This window comes from Paraburkholderia sp. JHI2823 (assembly GCF_038900695.1).
GTDB lineage: Bacteria > Pseudomonadota > Gammaproteobacteria > Burkholderiales > Burkholderiaceae > Paraburkholderia > Paraburkholderia mimosarum.
On sequence record NZ_JAYMRY010000031.1, the window covers coordinates 1 to 19687 of the forward strand.

Below are 19687 nucleotides of genomic sequence, written 5' to 3' on the forward strand. Positions count from 1 at the left end.
AGACGATGGCGATCCAGTTCGCCCACGCGCTGATGAAGCCCACCAGGGCGCCGTGCGAGTAGCGCGCGTAACGGACCATGCCGCCCGACTCCGGGAACATCGCGCCGAGTTCGGCATAGGTGAGCGCAATGGCCAGAATGACCACGGCGCCGATGATCCAGGCGCAAATGGCCGCCGGACCTGCGATTTTCGCCGCCTTCCACGCGCCGAACAGCCAGCCCGAACCGATGATCGACCCGAGGCCGGTGAACATCAGCGCGAACGGGCCGATGTTCCGTTGAATAGAACTTTTCACGTCTTCTCCTGTATCGAGAGCAGCTCGACAACGCGTTTTTCCCGTCTGTTGTGCGGGCGGGTTTGCCGCGGTTGCCGTACCTCCACGCGTAGGATTGCGCCTGTAGGCGCAACTTCAGCGCGGCGCGTAGTTTAACCGGTTGCACCTGCGAAAAGCGCCGAAAAAATCGGCCTAATACAAAAAAGTCATTTGCTTATCAAGCTTTGTAAGGTTTTGTTTCGACCCTGAAGCAAAAAACATGAAGATTGGCGGGGGTCCTAGTTGACGTTCCAGGCGATTAGCCGTATAAAGTTCGGGCAGGATTTCAAGCGGCGAGTGTGAATTGGTCTTTCGTAGTTCGCCCATCAACGGTACTCCGGCTGGTCCCATACCCCTTCCTTGATTTTCGTGCACCTCTCGGGCTTCGGCCTTCATTCATTTTTAGGAAAGTAATATGGAAACCGGTACCGTCAAGTGGTTCAATGACGCAAAGGGCTTTGGCTTTATCACTCCGGATGGCGGCGGCGAAGACCTGTTCGCGCACTTCTCGGAAATCAAGGTTGACGGCTTCAAGACGCTGCAAGAGAACCAAAAGGTTCAATTCGAAGTCCGCACGGGCCCGAAGGGCAAGCAAGCTGCCAACATCAAGCCGGTCTAAGTACTGCGCTCATTGGTCTGCTACCGCTTTCGGGATCCGAACGCAGTCTTGCGTGGATCCTGACTAGCGAGCCTGCCAAAAAACCCCACGCTTCTTCCCGAAGGTGGGGTTTTTTCTCGCCTCGTTTTTCTGCTTGTCAGGGGTTTTCACACGGCGCATGGGCGCCTGAAGCTTCTAGCCGTACAGGCGCTGCGCGTGAATGCCAAGGCCAGTCGCCACGCTGGCGAGGCGGTCGCCGAACACCGCCTGCGACTGCGGAAACGCCTCCGCCAGCGCCTGAGTCAAGAACACGAGGCCGGTCGAGCCCCCCGTGAAGTAGAGCGCACTGACCTGCGCTGGCGCGACGCCCGCCATCTGCACCGTCTCGCGCGCAGCCTGCACGATGCGACGCGTCTCTTCGCGTCCCGCCTCGACGAGTTGCGCATCGCCGAACGCGAGGCGCAAATCCGTCTCGACCGCTTCGAGATCGATCATCGTCTCCCCACCCGCCGAAACGCCGATCTTCGCCTCCTCGGCGCGCGCCGTGAGCGCGTGCCCCAGACGAGCGTCGACCACGCGCATCAGCCGGTCGTGGTGGCGCGTGTCCGGGTACAGATGACGCATCAGCTTGAGCTCGGTGGCGCGCTTGGGCGTGTAGATCGTGTTGATGAGGTGCCAGGTCGCCAGATCGAAATAGATGCGGTTCGGCACCTCGCGGCCCTCGGGGTCGAGCGACTGGTAGCCGAGTTCTCGCAGGATGGTCGCCAGTTCGACGCGGCGGTCGAAGTCCGTGCCGGCCACGTGCACGCCGTGGTGCGCGAGCACGTCGTCCTTGCGCTCGAGCCGCGTCATGCGATCGGGCCCCACGCGCACGAGCGAGAAGTCCGAAGTCCCGCCGCCGATGTCCGCCACGAGCACGAGCCCTTCTTGCGCGAGCCGCGACTCGTAATCGAATGCCGCCGCGATCGGCTCGTACTGGAATTCGATCTCGCGAAAGCCCACGCGACGCGCCGCCGCTTCGAGCTGATCCTGCGCGAGCTGGTCGGCACGCGAATCCTCGTCGACGAAGAACACGGGGCGCCCGAGCACCGCGCGCGTGATCGGCGTGCCCGAGCAGCGTTCGGCGCTGCGTTTCAGGTGCTCGAGAAAGATCGTGATGATCTCGGTATAGGGAATCGCGCTGCCGTCGCCCAGGTCGGTCGTGCTCTCGGCGAGCGGCGAGCCGAGGATGCTCTTCATCGAGCGCATCAAGCGGCCGTCGAAGCCATCGATATAGGACGCGATCGCCGCGCGCCCGAATTCGCGCGTGTGTTCGTCGACATTGAAGAAAACCGCCGTGGGCAAGGTGGTGTGGTCGCCTTCCACCGGCGCGAGGCGCATGGCGCCGTCGGCGGCTGCCGGCAGCGCCACCGCCGAATTGGAGGTTCCGAAGTCAATCGCGCAGAAGCTGGTCATGGCAAGGGCGCGCCGCAGCGAATGCGCGCGCGAGAGAGGAAAGGTCGGGGGGATCGGCTTTGTAACACGAAAGCGCGGCGCGGGGCAACCGGCGGCCCATGATGCGGCCCTGCAAGAAAAAACGCGCGGACGGCGCCGCGCGTTTCACTCGGGAACGACCTGCAACGCCACAGCGGCGCGCAGCTACCCGCCCGAATCAGCCCTTGAACGGGTGCTTCCATGCGTTCTCATAGGCGATTTCGCCCACCGCCGAGCGCGTGCGCTCCGCCTTCTCCCGGTCGCGCAGCACCGGCTCCAGCTTCTCGGCTTCGCCGTAGTGGCCGATCGAGATGATCGCGAGCGGCTCCACGTCGTTCGGCAGCGCGAATTCCTTGCGGAACGCCTGCACGTCGAAACCGCTCATCTGGTGCGCGGCAAGACCCAGTGCATGCGCCTGAAGCACGAGCGACATCGCCGCGGCGCCCGCGTCGTACTGCGCCGTGCGGTTGACTTCGCCCTTGGCGTTGAGCGTTTGCGCCGTCACCGCGATCAGCACCGGCGCGGGCGCATTCCATTGCTGGTTGAACGGCACGAGTGTCGCGAAGGCGCGCTTGAACGCGGTTTCGTCGACATTGCGGTCGAACACGATAAAGCGCCACGGCTGCTGATTGTAGCCCGAGGGCGCCCAGCGCGCCGCCTCGATCACCGCGTGTAGCGCCTCGCGGCTCACCGGCTCGCTCGAATAGGCGCGCGGGCTCCAGCGGCCGGCGATGAGTTCATGAATGGGCACGGCTGTCGGTGCGGGTTTGTGCTTCGTCATGCCTTGTGTGTCCTTGGGTTGGAGGGCGGCGTGCCCCGGGGGTCACTAGCATAACCGTAGCGCGCGAAATACGCTCGAACCCGAAGGGCGACGCTTGCGCTTTGCCCTTCGGATGCGCCTGCGCAGTACGCGGGCGCGCGGAATTGACACATGCGCGTGACGGCGCGCCCGCGAGCCGCGTCAGGCCGTCTGCACGCTCACCGTTTGCGGCCCGCGATTGATCCGCAGCACGAGGAAGGACGCCACGATGCACAAGCCGCCCGAAATCATCGACGCCACCGTATAGGTCCCGAGGCTCGAGCGCAGCAGGCCCGCGCCGAACGCAGCAAACGCCGCGCCGAGTTGATGGCCCGCCACGACCCAGCCGAACACGATCGGCGCGCGCTCCTTGCCGTACACGTCGGTGGCGAGGCGCACCGTCGGCGGGACGGTCGCGATCCAGTCGAGGCCGTAGAACACCGCGAAAATCGGCAAGCCGAAGAAGTCGATGCCGAACGCATGCGGCAGATAGATCAGCGAAAGGCCGCGCAGACCGTAGTACCAGAACAGCAACAGGCGGCTGTTGAAGCGGTCCGAGAGCCAGCCGGAGAGCGTCGTGCCGAACAGGTCGAAGATGCCCATCGTCGCGAGCAGCGAAGCGCCCTGCACTTCGGTCATGCCGTAGTCGCCGCACATGGCGATGAGGTGCGTGCCCACATAGCCGTTGGTACTCGCGCCGCAAATGAAAAAGCTGAAGAAGAGCAGCCAGAAGTCGCGCGTGCGGCTGGCCGAGAAGAGCGCGTCAAACGCGATCTTCAGCGGATTTTGCTGCGGAGCGGGCGGTGCGACGGGGGTGGTTTCGTCTTCGCCGAACGGACGCAGATTCACACTGGCGGGCCGCTCGGGCAACAGGAACAGCACGAGCGGCAGGACCACGGCGGCTGCCGCCGCGACCACGAGCACCACCGGCTGCCAGCCGTACTTCTGGGCAATGGCCGCGAGGAACGGCAGAAACACGAGCTGCCCGGTGGCCGAACTCGCCGTGAGGATGCCCATTGCAAGGCCCCGGTGCGAGTGGAACCAGCGCGTGACGACCGTGGCCGAAAGCGAGAGCGCGGCCACGCCGGTTGAGCCGCCCACCATCACGCCCCAGATCAGGATCATCTGCCACGGATGCGTCATCAGCGCGGAAAGCGCCACGCCCGCCGCCATGGCGGCGAGCGCCGCGAGCAGCGTGGGCCGCACGCCGAAGCGCTGCATCGCCGCCGCTGCGAACGGGCCCATCAGGCCGTAGAGCGCAATGTTCACCGAAATGGCAAGTGAGATGGTCGCCCGGCTCCAGCCGAACTGATGCTCGAGCGGCACCATCATCACGCTCGGCGTCGCGCGCGTGCCGGCCGCGGCCAGCAGCACCAGAAACACCACCGCCACGACGAGCCATCCATAGTGGAAACGCCCGACTATTCGCCTCGCTGCCCAGTTCATTGCTGCTCCTGTTACGCCGCGGTGGGATGCACGCGCAGTTTCTCGTTGATCGCTGGTTGAAGGTTCTGTGCCTGAGCCCGCGTGGCTGCGTCAATTCGCCATCGCCGGATTGTTACCGATCGGTCACAAGTGTGTTGCGATAGTAGTTACCGCTCGGTAACATGTCAAGCAAACCCCTGATCGCGAGATGCCCTCATGAAACACGAAGGCCACGACGAAACGCCGTCTTCCGCCGCCCGGACGAGCCGCCCGCGCGCGCAGACGGCCGGCGCGCGCGCGCACGAGCACCTGCTGCGCGCCGCCGACGAGCTGTTCTACCGCGAGGGCGTGCGCGCAGTCGGCATCGAAGCGGTGGTCGAGCGAGCCGGTGTCAACAAGATGAGCCTGTACCGGCAGTTTTCGTCGAAGGACGATCTCGTCGTCGCGTACCTGCAGCGCTGCGATGTGCGCTTCTTCGAGCGCTTCGACGAAAGCCTCGCCAAGCATCCCGGCGAGCCCGCGAAGCAACTGGTGCAGTATTTCGAGGACCTGTCGCGCCGCGCTTCGGCGCCGGGCTATCGCGGCTGCCCGTTCGTGAACGTCGCGACCGAATTTCCCGACCCCTCGCATCCCGCGCGGCGCAGCGTCGACAGCAACAAGAGCCGGCTCATGGCGCGGCTCGCTTCACTCGCGAAGGGGGCGGGCGCCAAAGACCCGGCCGCGCTCGCCGAGGAACTCGCGCTGCTGGTGGAAGGCATTTACGCCGCGAGCCAGACTTACGGTCCGGGCTGCGGCGCGATTCTCGCGGCACCGCGCATGGCGAAGCTGTTGATCGAGGCCGCGTGCCCCGGCGCCAGCCGCCCGTAAAATGACACGATGAACGAAACCGCTGCCCCATCGCCCGCTGCTCGCTCTTCCGATCACGCCGCCATTCTCGAAGCGACGCGCCATTGGCTCACGCGCGCCGTGATTGGCTTGAACCTCTGCCCGTTCGCGAAGAGCGTGCACGTGAAGAACCAGATCCGCTACGTCATCAGCGAGGCTACTGAACTGGAAGCCGTCCTCACCGATCTCGAACGAGAACTGCGAACGCTGGCTGAGGCGGACCCCGCGGAGATCGACACGACGCTGTTGATCCTGCCCCACGCGCTCGCCGACTTCGCGGACTTCAACGACGCGACGTGGTTCGCCGAACGCCTCGTGCAGCAGTTGCGGCTGGAAGGCACGTTACAGGTCGCGAGCTTCCATCCGGACTATCAGTTCGATGGCACCGCGCCCGACGACATCGAGAACTACACCAACCGTGCGCCGTATCCGATCCTGCATCTGCTACGGGAAGCGAGCATCGAGCGCGCAGTCGAGGCGTTCCCGGACGCCGCCGACATTTACGAGCGCAATCAGGAAACGCTGCGCAAGCTCGGTCTCGACGGTTGGCGCGAGTGGATGAGCAAGCGCGACTGACGCCGCGCCAGTGATCAGGCTTCGGTGGCTGGCTCGGCGGCCGCCTCGCCGTCCTCGGTGAAAAAGCGTTCGCGCAGGTCCGCGAGCCCGAACGTATCGAGTATCTCGTTGAGCCGCGCTGCCGGACGGCGCCGCGGCAAATCCTTGTACTGGGCGATGATGAGTTCGTTCTTCATCGAGTGCTCCCAGCCCACCAGTTCCGTCACGCTCACCTGATAGCCGTGCGCCTCGAGCTGCAGACAGCGCAGCACGTTCGTGATCTGGCTGCCGAATTCTCGCGTATGCAGCGGGTGACGCCAGATCTCGGCCAGCGCCTGCCCAAGCGACTTGCCCTTATTGCGGCGCAGCACACCGGCCACCTCCGCCTGGCAGCACGGCACGACCACGATATAGCGCGCGTGCTTTTTGAGCGCGAAGCGGATGGCGTCATCGGTGGCGGTGTCGCAGGCATGCAGCGCCGTCACGATATCGACACTCGGCGGCAATTGCGGCGACGTGATGGACTCCGCAACGGACAGGTTTAGAAACGACATCCCACCAAAGCCCAGGCGTTCGGCGAGTGCCTGCGAGTGCCGCACGAGCTCGTCGCGCGTTTCAATGCCATAAATGTGTGACCTGTCGCGCTGATCCTTGAAGAAGAGGTCGTAGAGAATGAAGCCCAGATAGGACTTGCCCGCCCCGTGATCGACAAGGGTCACGTCGCGGCCATCCTCCTTGAGATCCTTGAGCAGCGGCTCGATGAACTGGAACAGGTGGTACACCTGCTTCAGCTTGCGGCGGCTGTCCTGGTTCATCTTGCCGTCGCGCGTCAGGATGTGGAGCTCCTTCAGGAGTTCGACGGATTGATTGGGACGGACTTCGTAAGTCTTGCTTGACATCGGCGTGATCGGATGAATGGCGAGGCCTGTCGCGAAACGTGCGACAGGCGACAGAAGGGTTGCGGTTTTCCTGTCATTTTACGAAAAAAGCTAGTCGAGGCTGTCGAACCCAGAAGAGCGGCCCGTGTCGTAACAGAGCCACTGCGATCCGCACCCTGACCCACGTGCGACCAGGAGGGAGGGGGTTGAGTAAAAGAGACACGAGGATTTTGTCCCCGATGCCCACAAAGGACCAAAACGTGGCGCGACCGGTCGGCATCGTATCGACGGGCTCGCATTGGGAGGTCGCACCGGGACTGCCGGTTGCGGTGAATCAGGCTGGCGCAGTCCTCGCTGCGCGAAGAGCGCTCGACGCTGTACGGCCTTGCATGGGGCATGCAATGAACACGATACCTGACGGAAACGCAGAGCAAAAATTCCAGGAACTGCTTACGAAACTTCTCACGGTTCCCGACTGGACGGAAAAGCAGCAACTGGAGCTGGAAATGGCGCGCGACATCTCGGTGGAGATGCTGCGAGTCGCGGAGAGCATGCGCGACGGCCCTTCGGATCTCGAGACTTGCCTGATTCTGCTGAAGTACGCGAAGGTGCTCGATTTCGTGATGTCGGCACTGGCATCGCGCCGCGATATCAAGCCGCAGACCCTGCGCGTGATTTTCAAGCTCGCAGGTCTCAAAGTCGACGAGGCCTATCCGGGGTAACGCCAATGTGAGCCCGGAACGCCGGCGCGGCGGTTGCGCCGCCAGCGCCGCTGATCGACAGCCACACGGGCCGCGAGCGGCCCGCCTTGTTCGGTGTTGCCTGCGTTCTCCCTGCCCCGCGCTCACTCCGCGCGAACTTTCAGGCGCCAAAGCGATGTCACTTCAGCCGCCCGCGCATGGTAGAGCGGATCGCTGGAATCCGTGGCTTTCGGATGCCTCGGACGGATGTCCTCGCGCCCCACCACTTCGAGTCCGGCCTGCTCGATCATCTCCACGAGCGAATCGCGCGTGCGCAACCCGAGGTGCTCCGCGAAGTCGGACAGGATCAGCCAGCCCTCGCCGCCCGGTTCGAGATGATCCTTGAGGCCGCCGAGAAAGCCGCGCAGCATGCGACTTTCCGGATCGAACACGGCGTATTCGATGGGCGAAGCGGGGCGCGCCGGCACCCATGGGGGATTGCAAACGACGAGCGGCGCGCGGCCCGGCGGGAACAGATCCGCCTCGACGACTTCGACCTGCTCCGCATAGCCAAGGCGCGTGAGGTTCTCCTTTGCGCAGGCCAGCGCGCGGGCGTCCTGATCGGTGGCGACCACGCGCTTCATGCCACGCGATGCGAGCACGGCGGCCAGAACGCCAGTGCCCGTGCCGATATCGAAGGCCTTCTCCAGCGTTGGCAGCGCCGTGCGCGCGACGAGATCGACATATTCGCCGCGCACGGGCGAGAACACGCCGTAGTACGGATGAATACGCGCCCCGTTCAGCGACGCGACCGCGACGCCCTTCTTGCGCCACTCATGCGCGCCGATCAGACCGAGGATCTCGCGCAGCGACACTGCGGAAGGCTCGCCATCGGGCGCGCCCCACGCCTCCTCGCACGCTAGCCGCACGTCGGGCGCGCGGCGCAGGTTGATGCCGTAATCGCCTTCGAGCGGAATCAGCACCATGCCTAGCGTACGGGCACGCTGCGCCTGCGCCTGCCGGTGCAGATGAAAGGCTTCGAGCGGCGAAGCGGGCGCCCCGGGTGGCGCGGCCTTGCGCGGCTTGCGCTCCGCGCGGCGCGCCATCGCCTGCAGCAGCTGACGCGCATTCTGATAGTCGCCGCACCACAGGAGCGCCGTGCCTTCGCAGGCGAGACGGTACGCCGCGTCCGCGGTCGTGCGGTCGTCGGCGACGACCACGCGTTTCGGCGCTGGCACGCCAGCCTCGGAGCGCCAGCGCACGGTACGCGGGCCATCTGTATCGGGCCAGGTGAGAGTGGGATGTTCGGTCATAAGTCGGGTATTCGATGCGGCGGACCGGTTTGCACGGTGGGGACGAATTGTCCGGCCGTACAGTGGCCCGCGGGTTGACGCCGCGGCGCGCCTTGAGCGGCGCCATCATATAGCAGAGCGATGCGGCGCGTTCCGCCCCCTCCTCTTTGCAGCCATCATCGCTCAGCCGCTCGGGCGCGTCGACCCGGCCGAACGGCATAGGACGCATGGACATGCGGAAGGCCGGACCTGCGGCAGTAAAATGTGCGCCGACCGCGCCCTGTCCGACAGCAAGAGACCATGCCACGAACCACCCAGCAGACCCGCCGCGCGCGCAAACCGCGCACGCGCCGCGCCAACGCCGGTGCCGTGCGGCTCGACGAAGGGTTTTACGCCGAATTGCTGCACATCGTGGGTCTGCAGGAGAGCGTTCACGGCGCGAGGCGCACCGTCTCACGACGCGCGCCTCACGAGCGCTTGCATGGCTCGCTCATCGAACTCGCGCTGTCGCGTCTCGCTGCCGATGAATGCCAGCTTGCGCAAGAAGACCACTTCGCGCTCGCGTTGCGGATTTGTATCGTCTGGATCAGCCGGCTCGTCTTTCTCAAGGTGCTCGAGACGCGTCTGTTGACGCTGCACGACGACGATTCGACCTATGCCTTCCTGAACGCGCGACATATTCGCTCGTTCAGCGATCTCGACGCGCTGTGCAACGCCATACTCGGGCCCTGCGACGTCACGCACGCGAAGCGCTTCGCTCATCTTCCGCGCTTCGACGGATCGCTCTTCGAACCGCACGATATCGAGCCAGGCCTGCACGCCATGGGCGCCCTCGACGAGCGCGCCACGTTGCCGCTTTACTCCGCCACAGTGCTCAGCGAGGCGAGCGGCGAGCGCCACGTGCTTGCGTATCTGCTCGATTTCCTCGCCGCCTTCGAGTTCTCCACCGGGCTGGCGGGGGGCGCCAGCCGACGCTGCCTCGACGCCTCGGCACTCGGCCTCGTCTTCGAGAAGCTCAATGGCTACCGCGACGGCGCGTGGTACACGCCGGGCAGCGTCGCGATGCAGCTCGCCCGGCCCGCCGTCACGCAGGCGGCACTCAACCGCTTCAACCGCGCGAAGGGCTGGCGCTGCACGAGCATCGACCAGTTATCCAAATCGATCGAAGACCGCGACGAAGCCCGCGCCTTGCTGGACTCGCTGCGCGTCTGCGACCCGGCCGTGGGCTCGGGGCATCTGCTCGTCTCCGCGCTCAACGAATTGCTCGTGCTAAAGGTGCGGCTTGGCTTGCTGGACGCACGCGAGCGCGCAGCGCTCGGCGAGTGCCGTGTCGGCATCACCGCGGATCGCCTTTGTGTCACACACGCGAATGGCGAACCGCTCACGCGCGGGTGCGACGACGAAGCGATCCGTGCAATCGAAGCCACGCTCTTTCGCGTGAAGCGGGACATCATCGAGCGCTCGCTGTTCGGCGTCGATATCAGCGCGGATTCGGTCGGCATGGCGCGTTTGCGGCTGTGGATCGAACTGCTCGAACACGCGGATTTCACAGCGGGCGCCCCGACCGTCCTGCTGCCGAATCTCGAAACCAACCTCAAGCACGGCAACGCGACAATCAGCCGGTTCGCCTTCGACGCCCCGCTTCGCGAGGCCGCGCAACAGGTCGCGGACTATCGCGCGAGCACGGCAAGACTTCGGGCGACGGCCACGCAGGCGGCAAGGACCGCCGAAGCGGCGCGGCTCGCGCAACTGCGCGACGCATTGCGCAAGCGCCTCGATGAGGATGGCGAAGCAACGGCCCACGATGCCATGGCATTCGAATGGCGCATCGCCTTCGCGGACCTCCTCAACGACAACGGCGACTTCGAACGCTTCGACGCCGTCATCGCGAACCCGCCCTATATCGATTCCGAACGCATGATCAACGAAGGCCAGCGCGCGCTGCGCGAACGGCTCGCGCTACGCTGGCCGAGTGCGAAGGGCAACTGGGATCTTTACATCGTATTCATGGAGCTGGGTCTCGCACTGCTGCGGCCGGGGGGCGCGATGGCCTTTCTCACGCCCGACAAATGGCTGTCGAAGCCCTTCGGCAATGCCTTGCGCGCACGGCATATCGGCAAGATCGAGCGCATCGTCGCGCTTGGACGCGACGTGTTCGAACAGGCGCGGGTCGATTCGATCATCACGCTGTTTCGCGAATCGGGCACGACGGCCATCACGACGGCACAGATCGAGGGCGAAACGCTCACCGAGCTTGCGCAGACCGACAAACGCACGCTTGAAGCGCCATGGCCGCTCGACGCGCTGCTTTCGCCGCATTTCGCGTTCGTGCAACGGCTCGCCGGTTCGCACGCCACGCTCGGCGCCTTGCTGCCGTGCGAGAACGCATGCGCGACTTCAGACGCCTACCGGCTCGCGCCGCTCATCGAAGAGGCTAACGGCCGCTTTCTGGCGGAAGGTCGCTATCGGGTGGTAAATACGGGCACGCTCGGACGTTATATCTCGCGGTGGGGCAGCAAGCCGATGACCTATCTCGGACGACGCTACGACGAACCGGTGGTCGACCGTGTGCGTTTCGCCTCGACGTTCGCAAACGGATACGGCGCGAAATCCAATGCGAAAAAGCTGATCGTGAAGGGGCTCACGCGGCTCGACGCGACGCTCGATCTCGCGGGCGACACGATTCCCGGCAAGACCACGCTGATCCTCCGCTCGCACGACGAGAACCTGCTGAAGTTCGCGGCAGCGCTGTTGAACTGCCCGCTCTCGGTCTTTCTGATCCGCGCGAAACACGGCGCGTCGAGCTACAACGGCGGCGTGGTGTTCACACGGGCGATGATCGACGCATTGCCCGTGCCGGGAGACGCACGGGTGCGCGCAGAGGTCGCGGCGCGCGTGAGCCGGCTGCTGGCGGCTGCGCAGTCGGACGGTGGCGAGCCGGCCGTGATCGAGATCGCGCGCGAGATCGATCACATTCTGTACGCGGCATTTGGCTTGTCAGCGCAGGAAATCGAACTCGTGGAAAGCCAGGCCGTCTCTCTCGCGCGCGGGACGAGATGACCGCGCAGTCGGGCGGCAACGTCGCGGCGAGTCGGCTAGTCTTGCTCATCTTCGCGCTGAGCAGACATCATGGAATGGCCCCGATTCCTGATCACTTCCGACGAGAGCAGTGTTCTGAGGCTTTCGATTGTCACGACGTTACTGATCGCCTCCATCGGCATCGTGTTCGGACTCGTTTCCGGGTCGTTTTCCATTGTGTTCGACGGCGTGTACTCGCTCGTCGATGCGAGCATGAGCGCCGTCGCGCTCGCGGTCGTGCGCCTGATCACGTCCTATGCGGTCAACGTCGACCTGCCGCGCAAATGGCGCGACCGATTCACCATGGGTTTCTGGCATCTCGAACCCATGGTGCTCGGACTCAACAGCACACTGCTGGTGGGCGTGGCCGTCTATGCGCTGATCAACGGCGTCACGAACCTGCTGTCCGGAGGGCACGAATTGCACTTCGGCGCCGCGCTGGTGTACGCCGCGCTCACGGTGAGCGCCTGCGTGACAATGGTCGTGGTCGAATCACGCGCGAATCGCCGGATCCACTCGGATTTCCTGCGCCTCGACATCAAGTCATGGATCATGTCGGCGGGCATCACGGCAGCGCTGCTGATTGCGTTCAGCATCGGCTACGCGATCCAGGGAACCGCTTGGGAACCGCTCACACCCTACGTCGATCCGGCGGCGCTCGTGCTGGTATGCGTCGCGATCATTCCAATTCCGCTCGCGGAAATCCGCCAGGCGCTGCTGGACGTGCTGCTCGTCGCGCCGGCGGACCTCAAGCAGCATGTCGACATCGTCGCGAAACACTTCGTCGAGCGCTACGCCTTCGAGTATTACCGCGCGTATGTCGCGAAAGTGGGCCGCTCGCGCGAAATCGAGCTGTACTTCGTCGTCCCGCCCGACATGCCGCCCAAGCGCATTGCCGAGTGGGATGCGATCCGCGATGAAATCGGCCGCGCGATAGGCGGGGACGAGTCGCACCGTTGGCTCACGATCATGTTCACGAGCGACCCGGCATGGGCCGAGTGAGGTCCATAGCGGGAGCGATGAAGAAAGTGGGGGCAAGAAAGCACAAAGGGTTACGTGAACTTCACGTAACCCTTTGTTGAGTTTGGTGCCGGCTGCAGGACTCGAACCCGCCACCTGATGATTACAAATCAACTGCTCTACCAGATGAGCTAAGCCGGCGTAGCCCGCTATTCTACTTCATTTCACGATCTTGAGGTGCCCTTTGCCGCCCTTGTTGCCGCCGTCGTCATCTTTGTCGACAGCGGGGGAGGCGACCGGCGCGACCGGCGCGGCGGGTGCCGAAGGCTGCCCGGCGGCCTCGTCGCGCACTTCGTGCGCCTCTGCCTCTTCGTGATCCTCGGAGGACAGCACATCGGCGGCGTCGCCCGGCGGCGACTCGACCGGGAACGCCATGCCTTGCCCGTTCTCGCGCGCGTAGATGGCGAGCACGTTCGGCACAGGCACCTCGATCTTGTGCGATTTGCCCGAGAAGCGCGCGTGGAACTCGATCATCTCGTTGCCCATCTGCAGCTGGCTCGTCGCCTCGAAGCTGATGTTCAGCACAATCTCGCCGTCGCGCACGAACTGGCGCGGCACGCGCGTGCGGTTGTCGACCCGCACCGCGATATGCGGCGTAAAGCCGTTGTCGGTGCACCACTCGTACAGCGCGCGCAGCAGATAAGGCTTGGTGGAAATCTCTTGCATCAACAATCCTTTCGCGAGGCGGCGTCACGCCCACGCCGTGCACGCCACCTCTGTTACCCGCAAACCGCCGGGATACTGCTTAACGACGCATGACCTTTTCGGACGGCGTCAGCGCTTCGATGTACGCCGGACGGCTGAAGATACGCTCGGCGTACTTCATGAGCGGCGCGGCGTTCTTCGAGAGTTCGATGCCGTAATGGTCGAGGCGCCACAGCAGCGGGGCGATCGCGACGTCGAGCATCGAGAACTCTTCGCCCAGCATGTACTTGTTCTTCAGGAAGATCGGCGCGAGCTGCGTGAGGCGGTCGCGAATCGCGAGGCGCGCCTTCTCGTGGTTCTTCTCGGCGGCCTTGCCCTTCTCGTTTTCGAGCGTGCTCACGTGCACGAACAGTTCCTTCTCGAAGTTGAGCAGGAACAGGCGCGCGCGGGCGCGCTGGACCGGATCGGCCGGCATGAGCTGCGGGTGCGGGAAGCGCTCGTCGATGTACTCGTTGATGATGTTCGACTCGTACAGGATCAGATCGCGCTCGACGAGAATCGGCACCTGACCGTACGGATTCATCACGGCGATGTCTTCCGGTTTGTTGAACAGGTCGACGTCGCGGATTTCGAAGTCCATGCCCTTTTCGAACAACACCAGCCGGCAACGCTGGGAGAACGGGCAGGTAGTGCCGGAGTACAGAACCATCATGATTTACATTTCCTCAATAAACCCAAAAGGCCAGCGGGCGAAAAAACCGCCAGACGGTCGCTGAACCGTCAGACGGCTTCTCGTCGCACCGGCCCCACGTCGGTCAGGACGTGCCTATTTGATATCTTTCCAGTACGCGGCGTTCAATCGCCACGCGAAAAAGCTCAGGACGCCAAGGAACAGGAGCACCCACACGCCAAGCTGCCTGCGGGTTTTCTGCTCCGGCTCGGCCATCCAGCCAAGGTATGCCACCAGGTCGGCCACGTCGGCATCATAATCCACCGGCGAGAGCGTTCCGGGCTTGACCTGCTGGAACCCCGTGAAGCGGCGGACCTTTTCCCCGGTTTCCTCGTCCGTCGTATTCTCGTACTTCGCCGTGCGGATGCCTTGCAACTGCCACAGCACGTGCGGCATGCTCACGTTTTCGAACACCAGATTGTTCCAGCCGGTCGGCCGCGTGTCGTCGCGGTAGAAACTGCGCAGGTACGTGTACAGCCAGTCACGCCCTTTCGCCCGCGCTTCCACGGAGAGGTCCGGCGGCGGCACGCCGAACCACGCCTTGGCGTCGTCCGGGCGCATCGCGATGGACATCGTGTTGCCGACCTTGTCGGTCGTAAACAACAGATTATCTTCGATTTGCTTCTGCGGAATGCCGAGATCCTGCAAACGGCTGTAGCGCATCAAGTTCGCACTATGGCAATTCAGGCAATAGTTTACAAACAATTGGGCGCCGTGTTGCAGCGAAGCAAGATTTTCGCCGTTATCGGGTGCGCGGTCGAGCGGAATGTTTTCCTGTGCCGCCACGGATCCCGCCCCGACGGCGCATGACAGCGCCAGAGCAGCCAGGGCGGCCCGCATGCCGGCGGCCCGTACGCTCATCTTCGCGAGTGTCGAAAAGAGAGTTTTTCCCGTCATGTTTTCCTCGCTCGTCAATTAATGGGGCTTGAACCGCACGCGCTCGGGTGGCTGCTTGAAGGTGCCAAGCGGCGTCCAGAACGGCATGCCGAGGAAGAACGCGAGATAGACGAGCGCGCAAATCTGGGCAATCAGCGTGGCCGCCGGCGATGGCGGCTTCGTGCCCAGGAAGGCGAGCGTCAGGAACGCGAGCACGAAGATCCCGAGGAACACCTTGTGGAAGAGCGGCCGGTAGCGGATCGACTTCACCGGCGAGCGGTCGAGCCACGGCAGGAAGAAGAGCGAGATCACCGCTGTGCCCATCACCACCACGCCCCAGAACTTCGACTCGGTGAAGTACATCGCGAGAATCACGAGCACCGCCAGCACCGGCAGCCCTGCGCGCCATTTGCCGCGCGCGCGCACGAGCGCAAGCAGGCCGAGCAGCGCGATCACGACCATCAGCACGATCTTGAACGGGTCGGTGGTGGCGCGCAGCATCGCGTAGAACGCCGTGAAGTACCAGACCGGCGCGATCTCGGGCGGCGTCTGCAGCGGATTGGCGGGCACGAAGTTATTCGATTCCAGGAAGTACCCGCCCATTTCCGGCGCGAAGAACACGATCGCCGCGAAGATCAACAGGAAGATGCACACGCCCATGAAGTCGTGCACAGAGTAGTACGGATGGAACGGAATGCCGTCGAGCGGCACGCCGTTCGCGTCCTTTTTCTCCTTGATCTCGATGCCGTCCGGGTTGTTCGAGCCCACTTCGTGCAGCGCGATGATGTGGCAGATCACGAGCCCGATCAGCACGAGCGGTATGGCGACCACGTGGAACGCGAAAAAGCGGTTCAGCGTGACGTCGGACACCACGTAGTCGCCGCGAATCCACAGCGAGAGGTCCGGGCCGATGAAGGGGATCGCCGAGAACAGATTCACGATCACCTGCGCGCCCCAGAACGACATCTGGCCCCATGGCAGCAGGTAACCGAAGAACGCCTCGGCCATCAGGCAGAGAAAAATCGCGCAGCCGAAGATCCACACGAGCTCGCGCGGCTTGCGGTATGAGCCGTACAAAAGCCCGCGGAACATGTGCAGATACACGACCACGAAGAACATCGAAGCGCCCGTGGAGTGCATGTAGCGGATGAGCCAGCCCCATGGCACCTCGCGCATGATGTACTCGACCGATGCGAATGCGAGCGTCGCATCGGGCTTGTAGTTCATGGTGAGGAAGATGCCGGTGACGATCTGGTTCACCAGCACGAGCAGCGCCAGCGAGCCGAAGAAGTACCAGAAGTTGAAGTTCTTCGGCGCGTAGTACTCGGAAAGGTGCGCGCGCCAGGTCGAAGTCATCGGAAAGCGCTTGTCGATCCAGCCTTGCAGGCCGGAAGATGCGCCGGTTGTTTCCACCACGTCCTTTTCGGTTCCCGTCGCCATCACGCTTCTCCTTTTTCGTCCTTGCCGATCACGAGTTGCGTCGGGGACACGAACATGTACCGGGGAATGTCGAGGTTCTGCGGCGCCGGCTTGTTCTTGAACACGCGGCCGGAGAGATCGTAGGTGGAGCCGTGGCACGGGCACAGGAAGCCGCCCGGCCAGCTGTCGGGGAGGTTCGGCTGCGGGCCTTCCTGGAAGCGCGGCGTGGGCGTGCAGCCCAGATGGGTGCAGACGGCCACGGCCACGAGGATGTTCTGATGCTCGGCGCGGGAACGAAACTCGTTCTTGCAGTACTCCGGCGTGGGCAGGGAAAACGGATGCTCGGAGTCCGGATCGGCCAGATCGGGATCGGCCTTCTTCACGTCGGCCATCATGCGATCCGTGCGGTTCAGGATCCACACGGGCTTGCCGCGCCAGGCCACGGTCATCATCGAGCCGGGCTGCAGATTCGTGATGTCGACCTCGATGGGCGCGCCGGCGGCGCGCGCTTTTTCCGATGGTGCAAAGGAGCCTACGAAGGGTACGACGGTGGCCACGCCTCCAATGCCACCTGCTACGGACGTCGCAATCAGCCAGGTTCGGCGGCTGCCATCGACGCGGTCATTCTCGTTGTCTCGCATCACATCGCCCCACTTCTGAGTTGGATTTTTCCGTCACGCCAGCTTACCCGCGGTGCTGCCGAACGCTAGTTTGCGCGAATGGAGTTGGCATTTACAAGGGGCGCTCTCCAAAAAGCTTCGGAAGTCCTTGATAAGTCGGGGTTTTCCCGCAGAAAAAAGGGACATTTTCCTTTTGGTTTGTAAATGCCCCATGAATAAAACGGTGCTGCGTCACGACAATTCGCGCATTTCGCCGTGCGTGATGCGCGATGCCGGATGCGCGGAGGCCCGGGACTGGCGCCTAAACGGGATTATCGATATCGATGAAGAGATGCTCGATGTCGAAGGCTTCCGAGAGGTGCGCGCCAAGCGCCTGAACGCCGAAGCGCTCCGTCGCATGGTGGCCCGCAGCGAGGAACGCGACACCGCTTTCCGCCGAGGTGTGCGTGGTCGGCTCGGAGATTTCTCCGGTGAGGAAAACGTCGGCACCGGCGTCGATCGCGGCGTCGAAGAGGCTTTGTGCCGCCCCCGTGCACCACGCCACGCGACGCAGCTGCCAGTCCGGGTCGCCGAGCACGAGCGGTGTGCGGCCGAGTGTCTGCTCGACCTCGGCGGTAAAGTGCGCGAGCGTGATCGGCATGGGTAGCGTAGCCATCCAGCCCAGATCCTGCTCACCGAAGCGTTGTTCGCCGATCCAGCCGAATCTGGCGCCCAACTGCGCGTTATTACCCAGTTCTGGATGGCTGTCGAGCGGCAGATGGTAGGCGAACAGGTTGATATCGTTCGCCAGCAGCGTCTTCAGGCGCCGGTACTTGCGGCCCGTGATCTGCGCTGCTTCGTTTTTCCAGAAGTAGCCATGATGGACGAGCACGGCGTCCGCGCCCCACTCGTGCGCCGCTTCGAGGAAGGCAAGCGACGCGGTCACGCCGGTGGCGATTTTCTCCACGCGCCTCCGACCTTCGACCTGCAGGCCGTTCGGGCAATAGTCCTTGAACCGCGCGGATTCCAGAAGATTGTTCAGATACAATTCCAGTTCGATCCGATCCATATAATCCTCTCATCTTCAGATGCTTAGACGCTTTTGGCTGTTCTTCGCCCAGGCGGTGACGGTCCTGCTGGCGTTGATGTTCATCATCGCCACGCTCAAGCCGCAGTGGCTGCAGCACCAGGGGCAGTTCGGCAAGCAGCTCGCCGAGCCGATCGTCGCACTGCGGGAAGTGGCGCCAGGCATCGGGTCAGGTAGTGCCCAGGGCTCCTATGCGGACGCCGCCCAAAAGGCCATGCCCGCGGTCGTCAACGTGTTCTCGAGCAAGGATGGGTCGCTGCCGCCCGATCCCCGCCAGAACGATCCGCTATTTCGCTACTTCTTCGGCGATCGCAACAAAAACCAGAAACAGCAGGAGCAGCCTGCCGCCAACCTCGGTTCGGGTGTCATTGTCAGTCCGGACGGTTACATTCTAACGAACCAGCACGTCATCGACGGCGCGGACCAGATCGAAATCGCGCTTTCCGACGGCCGCACCACCAACGCGAAGGTCATCGGCATCGACCCGGAAACCGATCTCGCCGTACTCAAGATCAACCTGCCGAACCTCCCCACGATCACGCTCGGCCGTATGGACCAGACGCGCGTGGGCGACGTCGTGCTCGCCATCGGCAACCCGTTCGGCGTGGGGCAAACGGTCACGATGGGCATCATCAGCGCGCTCGGCCGCAATCACCTCGGCATCAACACGTTCGAGAACTTCATTCAGACCGACGCGCCGATCAATCCGGGCAACTCGGGCGGCGCGCTCGTCGACGTCAACGGCAACCTGCTCGGCATCAACACGGCCATCTACTCGCGCTCGGGCGGCTCGCTCGGCATCGGCTTCGCGATTCCCGTCTCCACGGCGCGCAGCGTGCTGGAGAGCATCATCACCACGGGCACGGTCACGCGCGGCTGGATCGGCGTTGAACCACAGGACGTGACGCCGGAGATCGCCGATTCGTTCGGCCTGAAGGAGAAGTCCGGCGCGATCGTCGCGGGCGTGTTGCAGGGCGGCCCCGCCGACAAGGCCGGCATCAAGCCAGGCGACGTCCTCACATCGGTGAACGGCGAGGCCATTACCGACACCACGCGCCTCCTGAACGTGATCGCGCAGATCAAGCCAGGCACCGACGCGAGGGTCCACCTCGTGCGCAAGAACAGGGACATGGATCTCGACGTGCTGATCGGCAAGCGCCCGCCCCCGCCGAAACAACCGGCTCAGGAGGATGGCGAAGGCGACGACGGAGGCTGATGACGCGGTGGCGGCCGAGCCGCCATGGCGCGCGCGCTATCCGAAAAGCCGAGCCCAAACAAAAAGGCCGCGAACCTGGGTTCGCGGCCTTTTCGTTGTCTGGGGCCGGGCTTCCTGCT

19 protein-coding genes and 1 tRNA gene are annotated in these 19687 nt (G+C 63.9%); 7 read left to right on the forward strand and 13 right to left on the reverse strand.

Annotation, left to right across the window (positions count from 1 at the left end; genetic code table 11):
* Positions 1-295 (reverse strand): amino acid permease (locus VSR34_RS26965; RefSeq protein WP_342964046.1); only part of this gene is annotated, 295 nt, incomplete at its 3' end.
* A 433-nt stretch (positions 296-728) separates the two neighbouring features.
* Between VSR34_RS26965 and VSR34_RS26970 the strand changes: the two genes are divergently transcribed.
* On the forward strand, positions 729-932 hold the full coding sequence (locus tag VSR34_RS26970) for a cold-shock protein (RefSeq protein WP_027797379.1): 204 nt from the start codon (positions 729-731) through the stop codon (positions 930-932).
* A gap of 174 nt (positions 933-1106) precedes the next feature.
* On the opposite strand, the gene VSR34_RS26975 is transcribed toward VSR34_RS26970, so the two are convergent.
* The 3 genes from VSR34_RS26975 to VSR34_RS26985 form a co-directional block, all read right to left on the reverse strand.
* On the reverse strand, positions 1107-2366 hold the full coding sequence (locus VSR34_RS26975) for an Hsp70 family protein (RefSeq protein ID WP_036045642.1): 1260 nt from the start codon (positions 2364-2366) through the stop codon (positions 1107-1109).
* Between the two features lie 196 nt (positions 2367-2562).
* Positions 2563-3165 carry a nitroreductase family protein gene (locus tag VSR34_RS26980; protein WP_028213267.1) on the reverse strand — a complete coding sequence of 201 codons (603 nt, stop codon included), beginning with the start codon at positions 3163-3165 and terminating at the stop codon, positions 2563-2565.
* Positions 3166-3345: 180 nt separating this feature from the next.
* Positions 3346-4629, reverse strand: coding sequence for an MFS transporter (locus tag VSR34_RS26985; RefSeq protein WP_028213268.1), 1284 nt, complete (start codon positions 4627-4629; stop codon positions 3346-3348).
* Positions 4630-4824: 195 nt separating this feature from the next.
* Between VSR34_RS26985 and VSR34_RS26990 the strand changes: the two genes are divergently transcribed.
* The gene (locus VSR34_RS26990) at positions 4825-5475 is read left to right on the forward strand and encodes a TetR/AcrR family transcriptional regulator (RefSeq protein WP_342964047.1); all 651 of its coding nucleotides are present in this window, start codon (positions 4825-4827) and stop codon (positions 5473-5475) included.
* Positions 5476-5484: 9 nt separating this feature from the next.
* Positions 5485-6069 carry a DUF1415 domain-containing protein gene (locus tag VSR34_RS26995; RefSeq protein WP_342964048.1) on the forward strand — a complete coding sequence of 195 codons (585 nt, stop codon included), beginning with the start codon at positions 5485-5487 and terminating at the stop codon, positions 6067-6069.
* Between the two features lie 14 nt (positions 6070-6083).
* Here the strand turns inward: VSR34_RS26995 and VSR34_RS27000 are convergent, their stop codons facing one another.
* Positions 6084-6947: an SAM-dependent methyltransferase gene (locus VSR34_RS27000; protein ID WP_342964049.1), complete on the reverse strand. Its 864-nt coding sequence runs from the start codon at positions 6945-6947 to the stop codon at positions 6084-6086.
* A 380-nt stretch (positions 6948-7327) separates the two neighbouring features.
* Here VSR34_RS27000 and VSR34_RS27005 point away from each other — a divergent pair, with 380 nt between their 5' ends.
* Complete coding sequence (locus VSR34_RS27005; RefSeq protein WP_028213272.1) at positions 7328-7648, forward strand: hypothetical protein; 321 nt, start codon at positions 7328-7330, stop codon at positions 7646-7648.
* 122 nt (positions 7649-7770) lie between these two features.
* Here VSR34_RS27005 and VSR34_RS27010 read toward each other — a convergent pair whose 3' ends face one another.
* Complete coding sequence (locus VSR34_RS27010; protein WP_342964050.1) at positions 7771-8919, reverse strand: class I SAM-dependent methyltransferase; 1149 nt, start codon at positions 8917-8919, stop codon at positions 7771-7773.
* A 279-nt stretch (positions 8920-9198) separates the two neighbouring features.
* Between VSR34_RS27010 and VSR34_RS27015 the strand changes: the two genes are divergently transcribed.
* Both VSR34_RS27015 and VSR34_RS27020 read left to right on the forward strand, forming a co-directional pair.
* On the forward strand, positions 9199-11958 hold the full coding sequence (locus tag VSR34_RS27015; RefSeq protein WP_342964051.1) for an N-6 DNA methylase: 2760 nt from the start codon (positions 9199-9201) through the stop codon (positions 11956-11958).
* Between the two features lie 69 nt (positions 11959-12027).
* Complete coding sequence (locus tag VSR34_RS27020) at positions 12028-12978, forward strand: cation transporter (protein ID WP_342964052.1); 951 nt, start codon at positions 12028-12030, stop codon at positions 12976-12978.
* 83 nt (positions 12979-13061) lie between these two features.
* Here the strand turns inward: VSR34_RS27020 and VSR34_RS27025 are convergent.
* The 7 genes from VSR34_RS27025 to VSR34_RS27055 all read right to left on the reverse strand — a co-directional run bounded on the left by VSR34_RS27025 (position 13062) and on the right by VSR34_RS27055 (position 18334).
* Positions 13062-13137, reverse strand: a tRNA-Thr gene (locus VSR34_RS27025).
* Positions 13138-13155: 18 nt separating this feature from the next.
* Entirely contained in the window at positions 13156-13662 is a 507-nt protein-coding gene (locus VSR34_RS27030; RefSeq protein ID WP_028213276.1) for a ClpXP protease specificity-enhancing factor, read from the reverse strand.
* A 79-nt stretch (positions 13663-13741) separates the two neighbouring features.
* Positions 13742-14353: a glutathione S-transferase N-terminal domain-containing protein gene (locus VSR34_RS27035; RefSeq protein WP_027797364.1), complete on the reverse strand. Its 612-nt coding sequence runs from the start codon at positions 14351-14353 to the stop codon at positions 13742-13744.
* A 114-nt stretch (positions 14354-14467) separates the two neighbouring features.
* Complete coding sequence (locus VSR34_RS27040; protein ID WP_028213277.1) at positions 14468-15211, reverse strand: cytochrome c1; 744 nt, start codon at positions 15209-15211, stop codon at positions 14468-14470.
* A 75-nt stretch (positions 15212-15286) separates the two neighbouring features.
* The gene (locus VSR34_RS27045) at positions 15287-16687 is read right to left on the reverse strand and encodes a cytochrome bc complex cytochrome b subunit (RefSeq protein ID WP_028213278.1); all 1401 of its coding nucleotides are present in this window, start codon (positions 16685-16687) and stop codon (positions 15287-15289) included.
* Complete coding sequence (gene petA / locus VSR34_RS27050) at positions 16687-17307, reverse strand: ubiquinol-cytochrome c reductase iron-sulfur subunit (RefSeq protein ID WP_028213279.1); 621 nt, start codon at positions 17305-17307, stop codon at positions 16687-16689. The genes VSR34_RS27045 and petA overlap by 1 nt, the downstream gene beginning before the upstream one ends.
* A 280-nt stretch (positions 17308-17587) precedes the next feature.
* Positions 17588-18334: a Nif3-like dinuclear metal center hexameric protein gene (locus tag VSR34_RS27055; protein WP_028213280.1), complete on the reverse strand. Its 747-nt coding sequence runs from the start codon at positions 18332-18334 to the stop codon at positions 17588-17590.
* A gap of 19 nt (positions 18335-18353) precedes the next feature.
* Here VSR34_RS27055 and VSR34_RS27060 point away from each other — a divergent pair, with 19 nt between their 5' ends.
* Positions 18354-19568: a Do family serine endopeptidase gene (locus tag VSR34_RS27060; RefSeq protein WP_028213281.1), complete on the forward strand. Its 1215-nt coding sequence runs from the start codon at positions 18354-18356 to the stop codon at positions 19566-19568.
* Positions 19569-19687 lie beyond the last annotated feature (119 nt).

Coding starts and splice junctions, on each gene's coding strand:
- VSR34_RS27040 (WP_028213277.1), bottom strand. CDS start 15,211: ATGCGGGCCGCCCTGGCTGCTCTGGCGCTGTCATGCGCCGTCGGGGCG.
- VSR34_RS26970 (WP_027797379.1), top strand. CDS start 729: ATGGAAACCGGTACCGTCAAGTGGTTCAATGACGCAAAGGGCTTTGGC.
- VSR34_RS27015 (WP_342964051.1), top strand. CDS start 9,199: ATGCCACGAACCACCCAGCAGACCCGCCGCGCGCGCAAACCGCGCACG.
- VSR34_RS26975 (WP_036045642.1), bottom strand. CDS start 2,366: ATGACCAGCTTCTGCGCGATTGACTTCGGAACCTCCAATTCGGCGGTG.
- petA (WP_028213279.1), bottom strand. CDS start 17,307: ATGCGAGACAACGAGAATGACCGCGTCGATGGCAGCCGCCGAACCTGG.
- VSR34_RS27010 (WP_342964050.1), bottom strand. CDS start 8,919: ATGACCGAACATCCCACTCTCACCTGGCCCGATACAGATGGCCCGCGT.
- VSR34_RS26980 (WP_028213267.1), bottom strand. CDS start 3,165: ATGACGAAGCACAAACCCGCACCGACAGCCGTGCCCATTCATGAACTC.
- VSR34_RS27005 (WP_028213272.1), top strand. CDS start 7,328: ATGAACACGATACCTGACGGAAACGCAGAGCAAAAATTCCAGGAACTG.
- VSR34_RS26995 (WP_342964048.1), top strand. CDS start 5,485: ATGAACGAAACCGCTGCCCCATCGCCCGCTGCTCGCTCTTCCGATCAC.
- VSR34_RS27030 (WP_028213276.1), bottom strand. CDS start 13,662: ATGCAAGAGATTTCCACCAAGCCTTATCTGCTGCGCGCGCTGTACGAG.
- VSR34_RS27055 (WP_028213280.1), bottom strand. CDS start 18,334: ATGGATCGGATCGAACTGGAATTGTATCTGAACAATCTTCTGGAATCC.
- VSR34_RS27060 (WP_028213281.1), top strand. CDS start 18,354: ATGCTTAGACGCTTTTGGCTGTTCTTCGCCCAGGCGGTGACGGTCCTG.
- VSR34_RS26990 (WP_342964047.1), top strand. CDS start 4,825: ATGAAACACGAAGGCCACGACGAAACGCCGTCTTCCGCCGCCCGGACG.
- VSR34_RS27045 (WP_028213278.1), bottom strand. CDS start 16,687: ATGGCGACGGGAACCGAAAAGGACGTGGTGGAAACAACCGGCGCATCT.
- VSR34_RS27020 (WP_342964052.1), top strand. CDS start 12,028: ATGGAATGGCCCCGATTCCTGATCACTTCCGACGAGAGCAGTGTTCTG.
- VSR34_RS27035 (WP_027797364.1), bottom strand. CDS start 14,353: ATGATGGTTCTGTACTCCGGCACTACCTGCCCGTTCTCCCAGCGTTGC.
- VSR34_RS27000 (WP_342964049.1), bottom strand. CDS start 6,947: ATGTCAAGCAAGACTTACGAAGTCCGTCCCAATCAATCCGTCGAACTC.
- VSR34_RS26985 (WP_028213268.1), bottom strand. CDS start 4,629: ATGAACTGGGCAGCGAGGCGAATAGTCGGGCGTTTCCACTATGGATGG.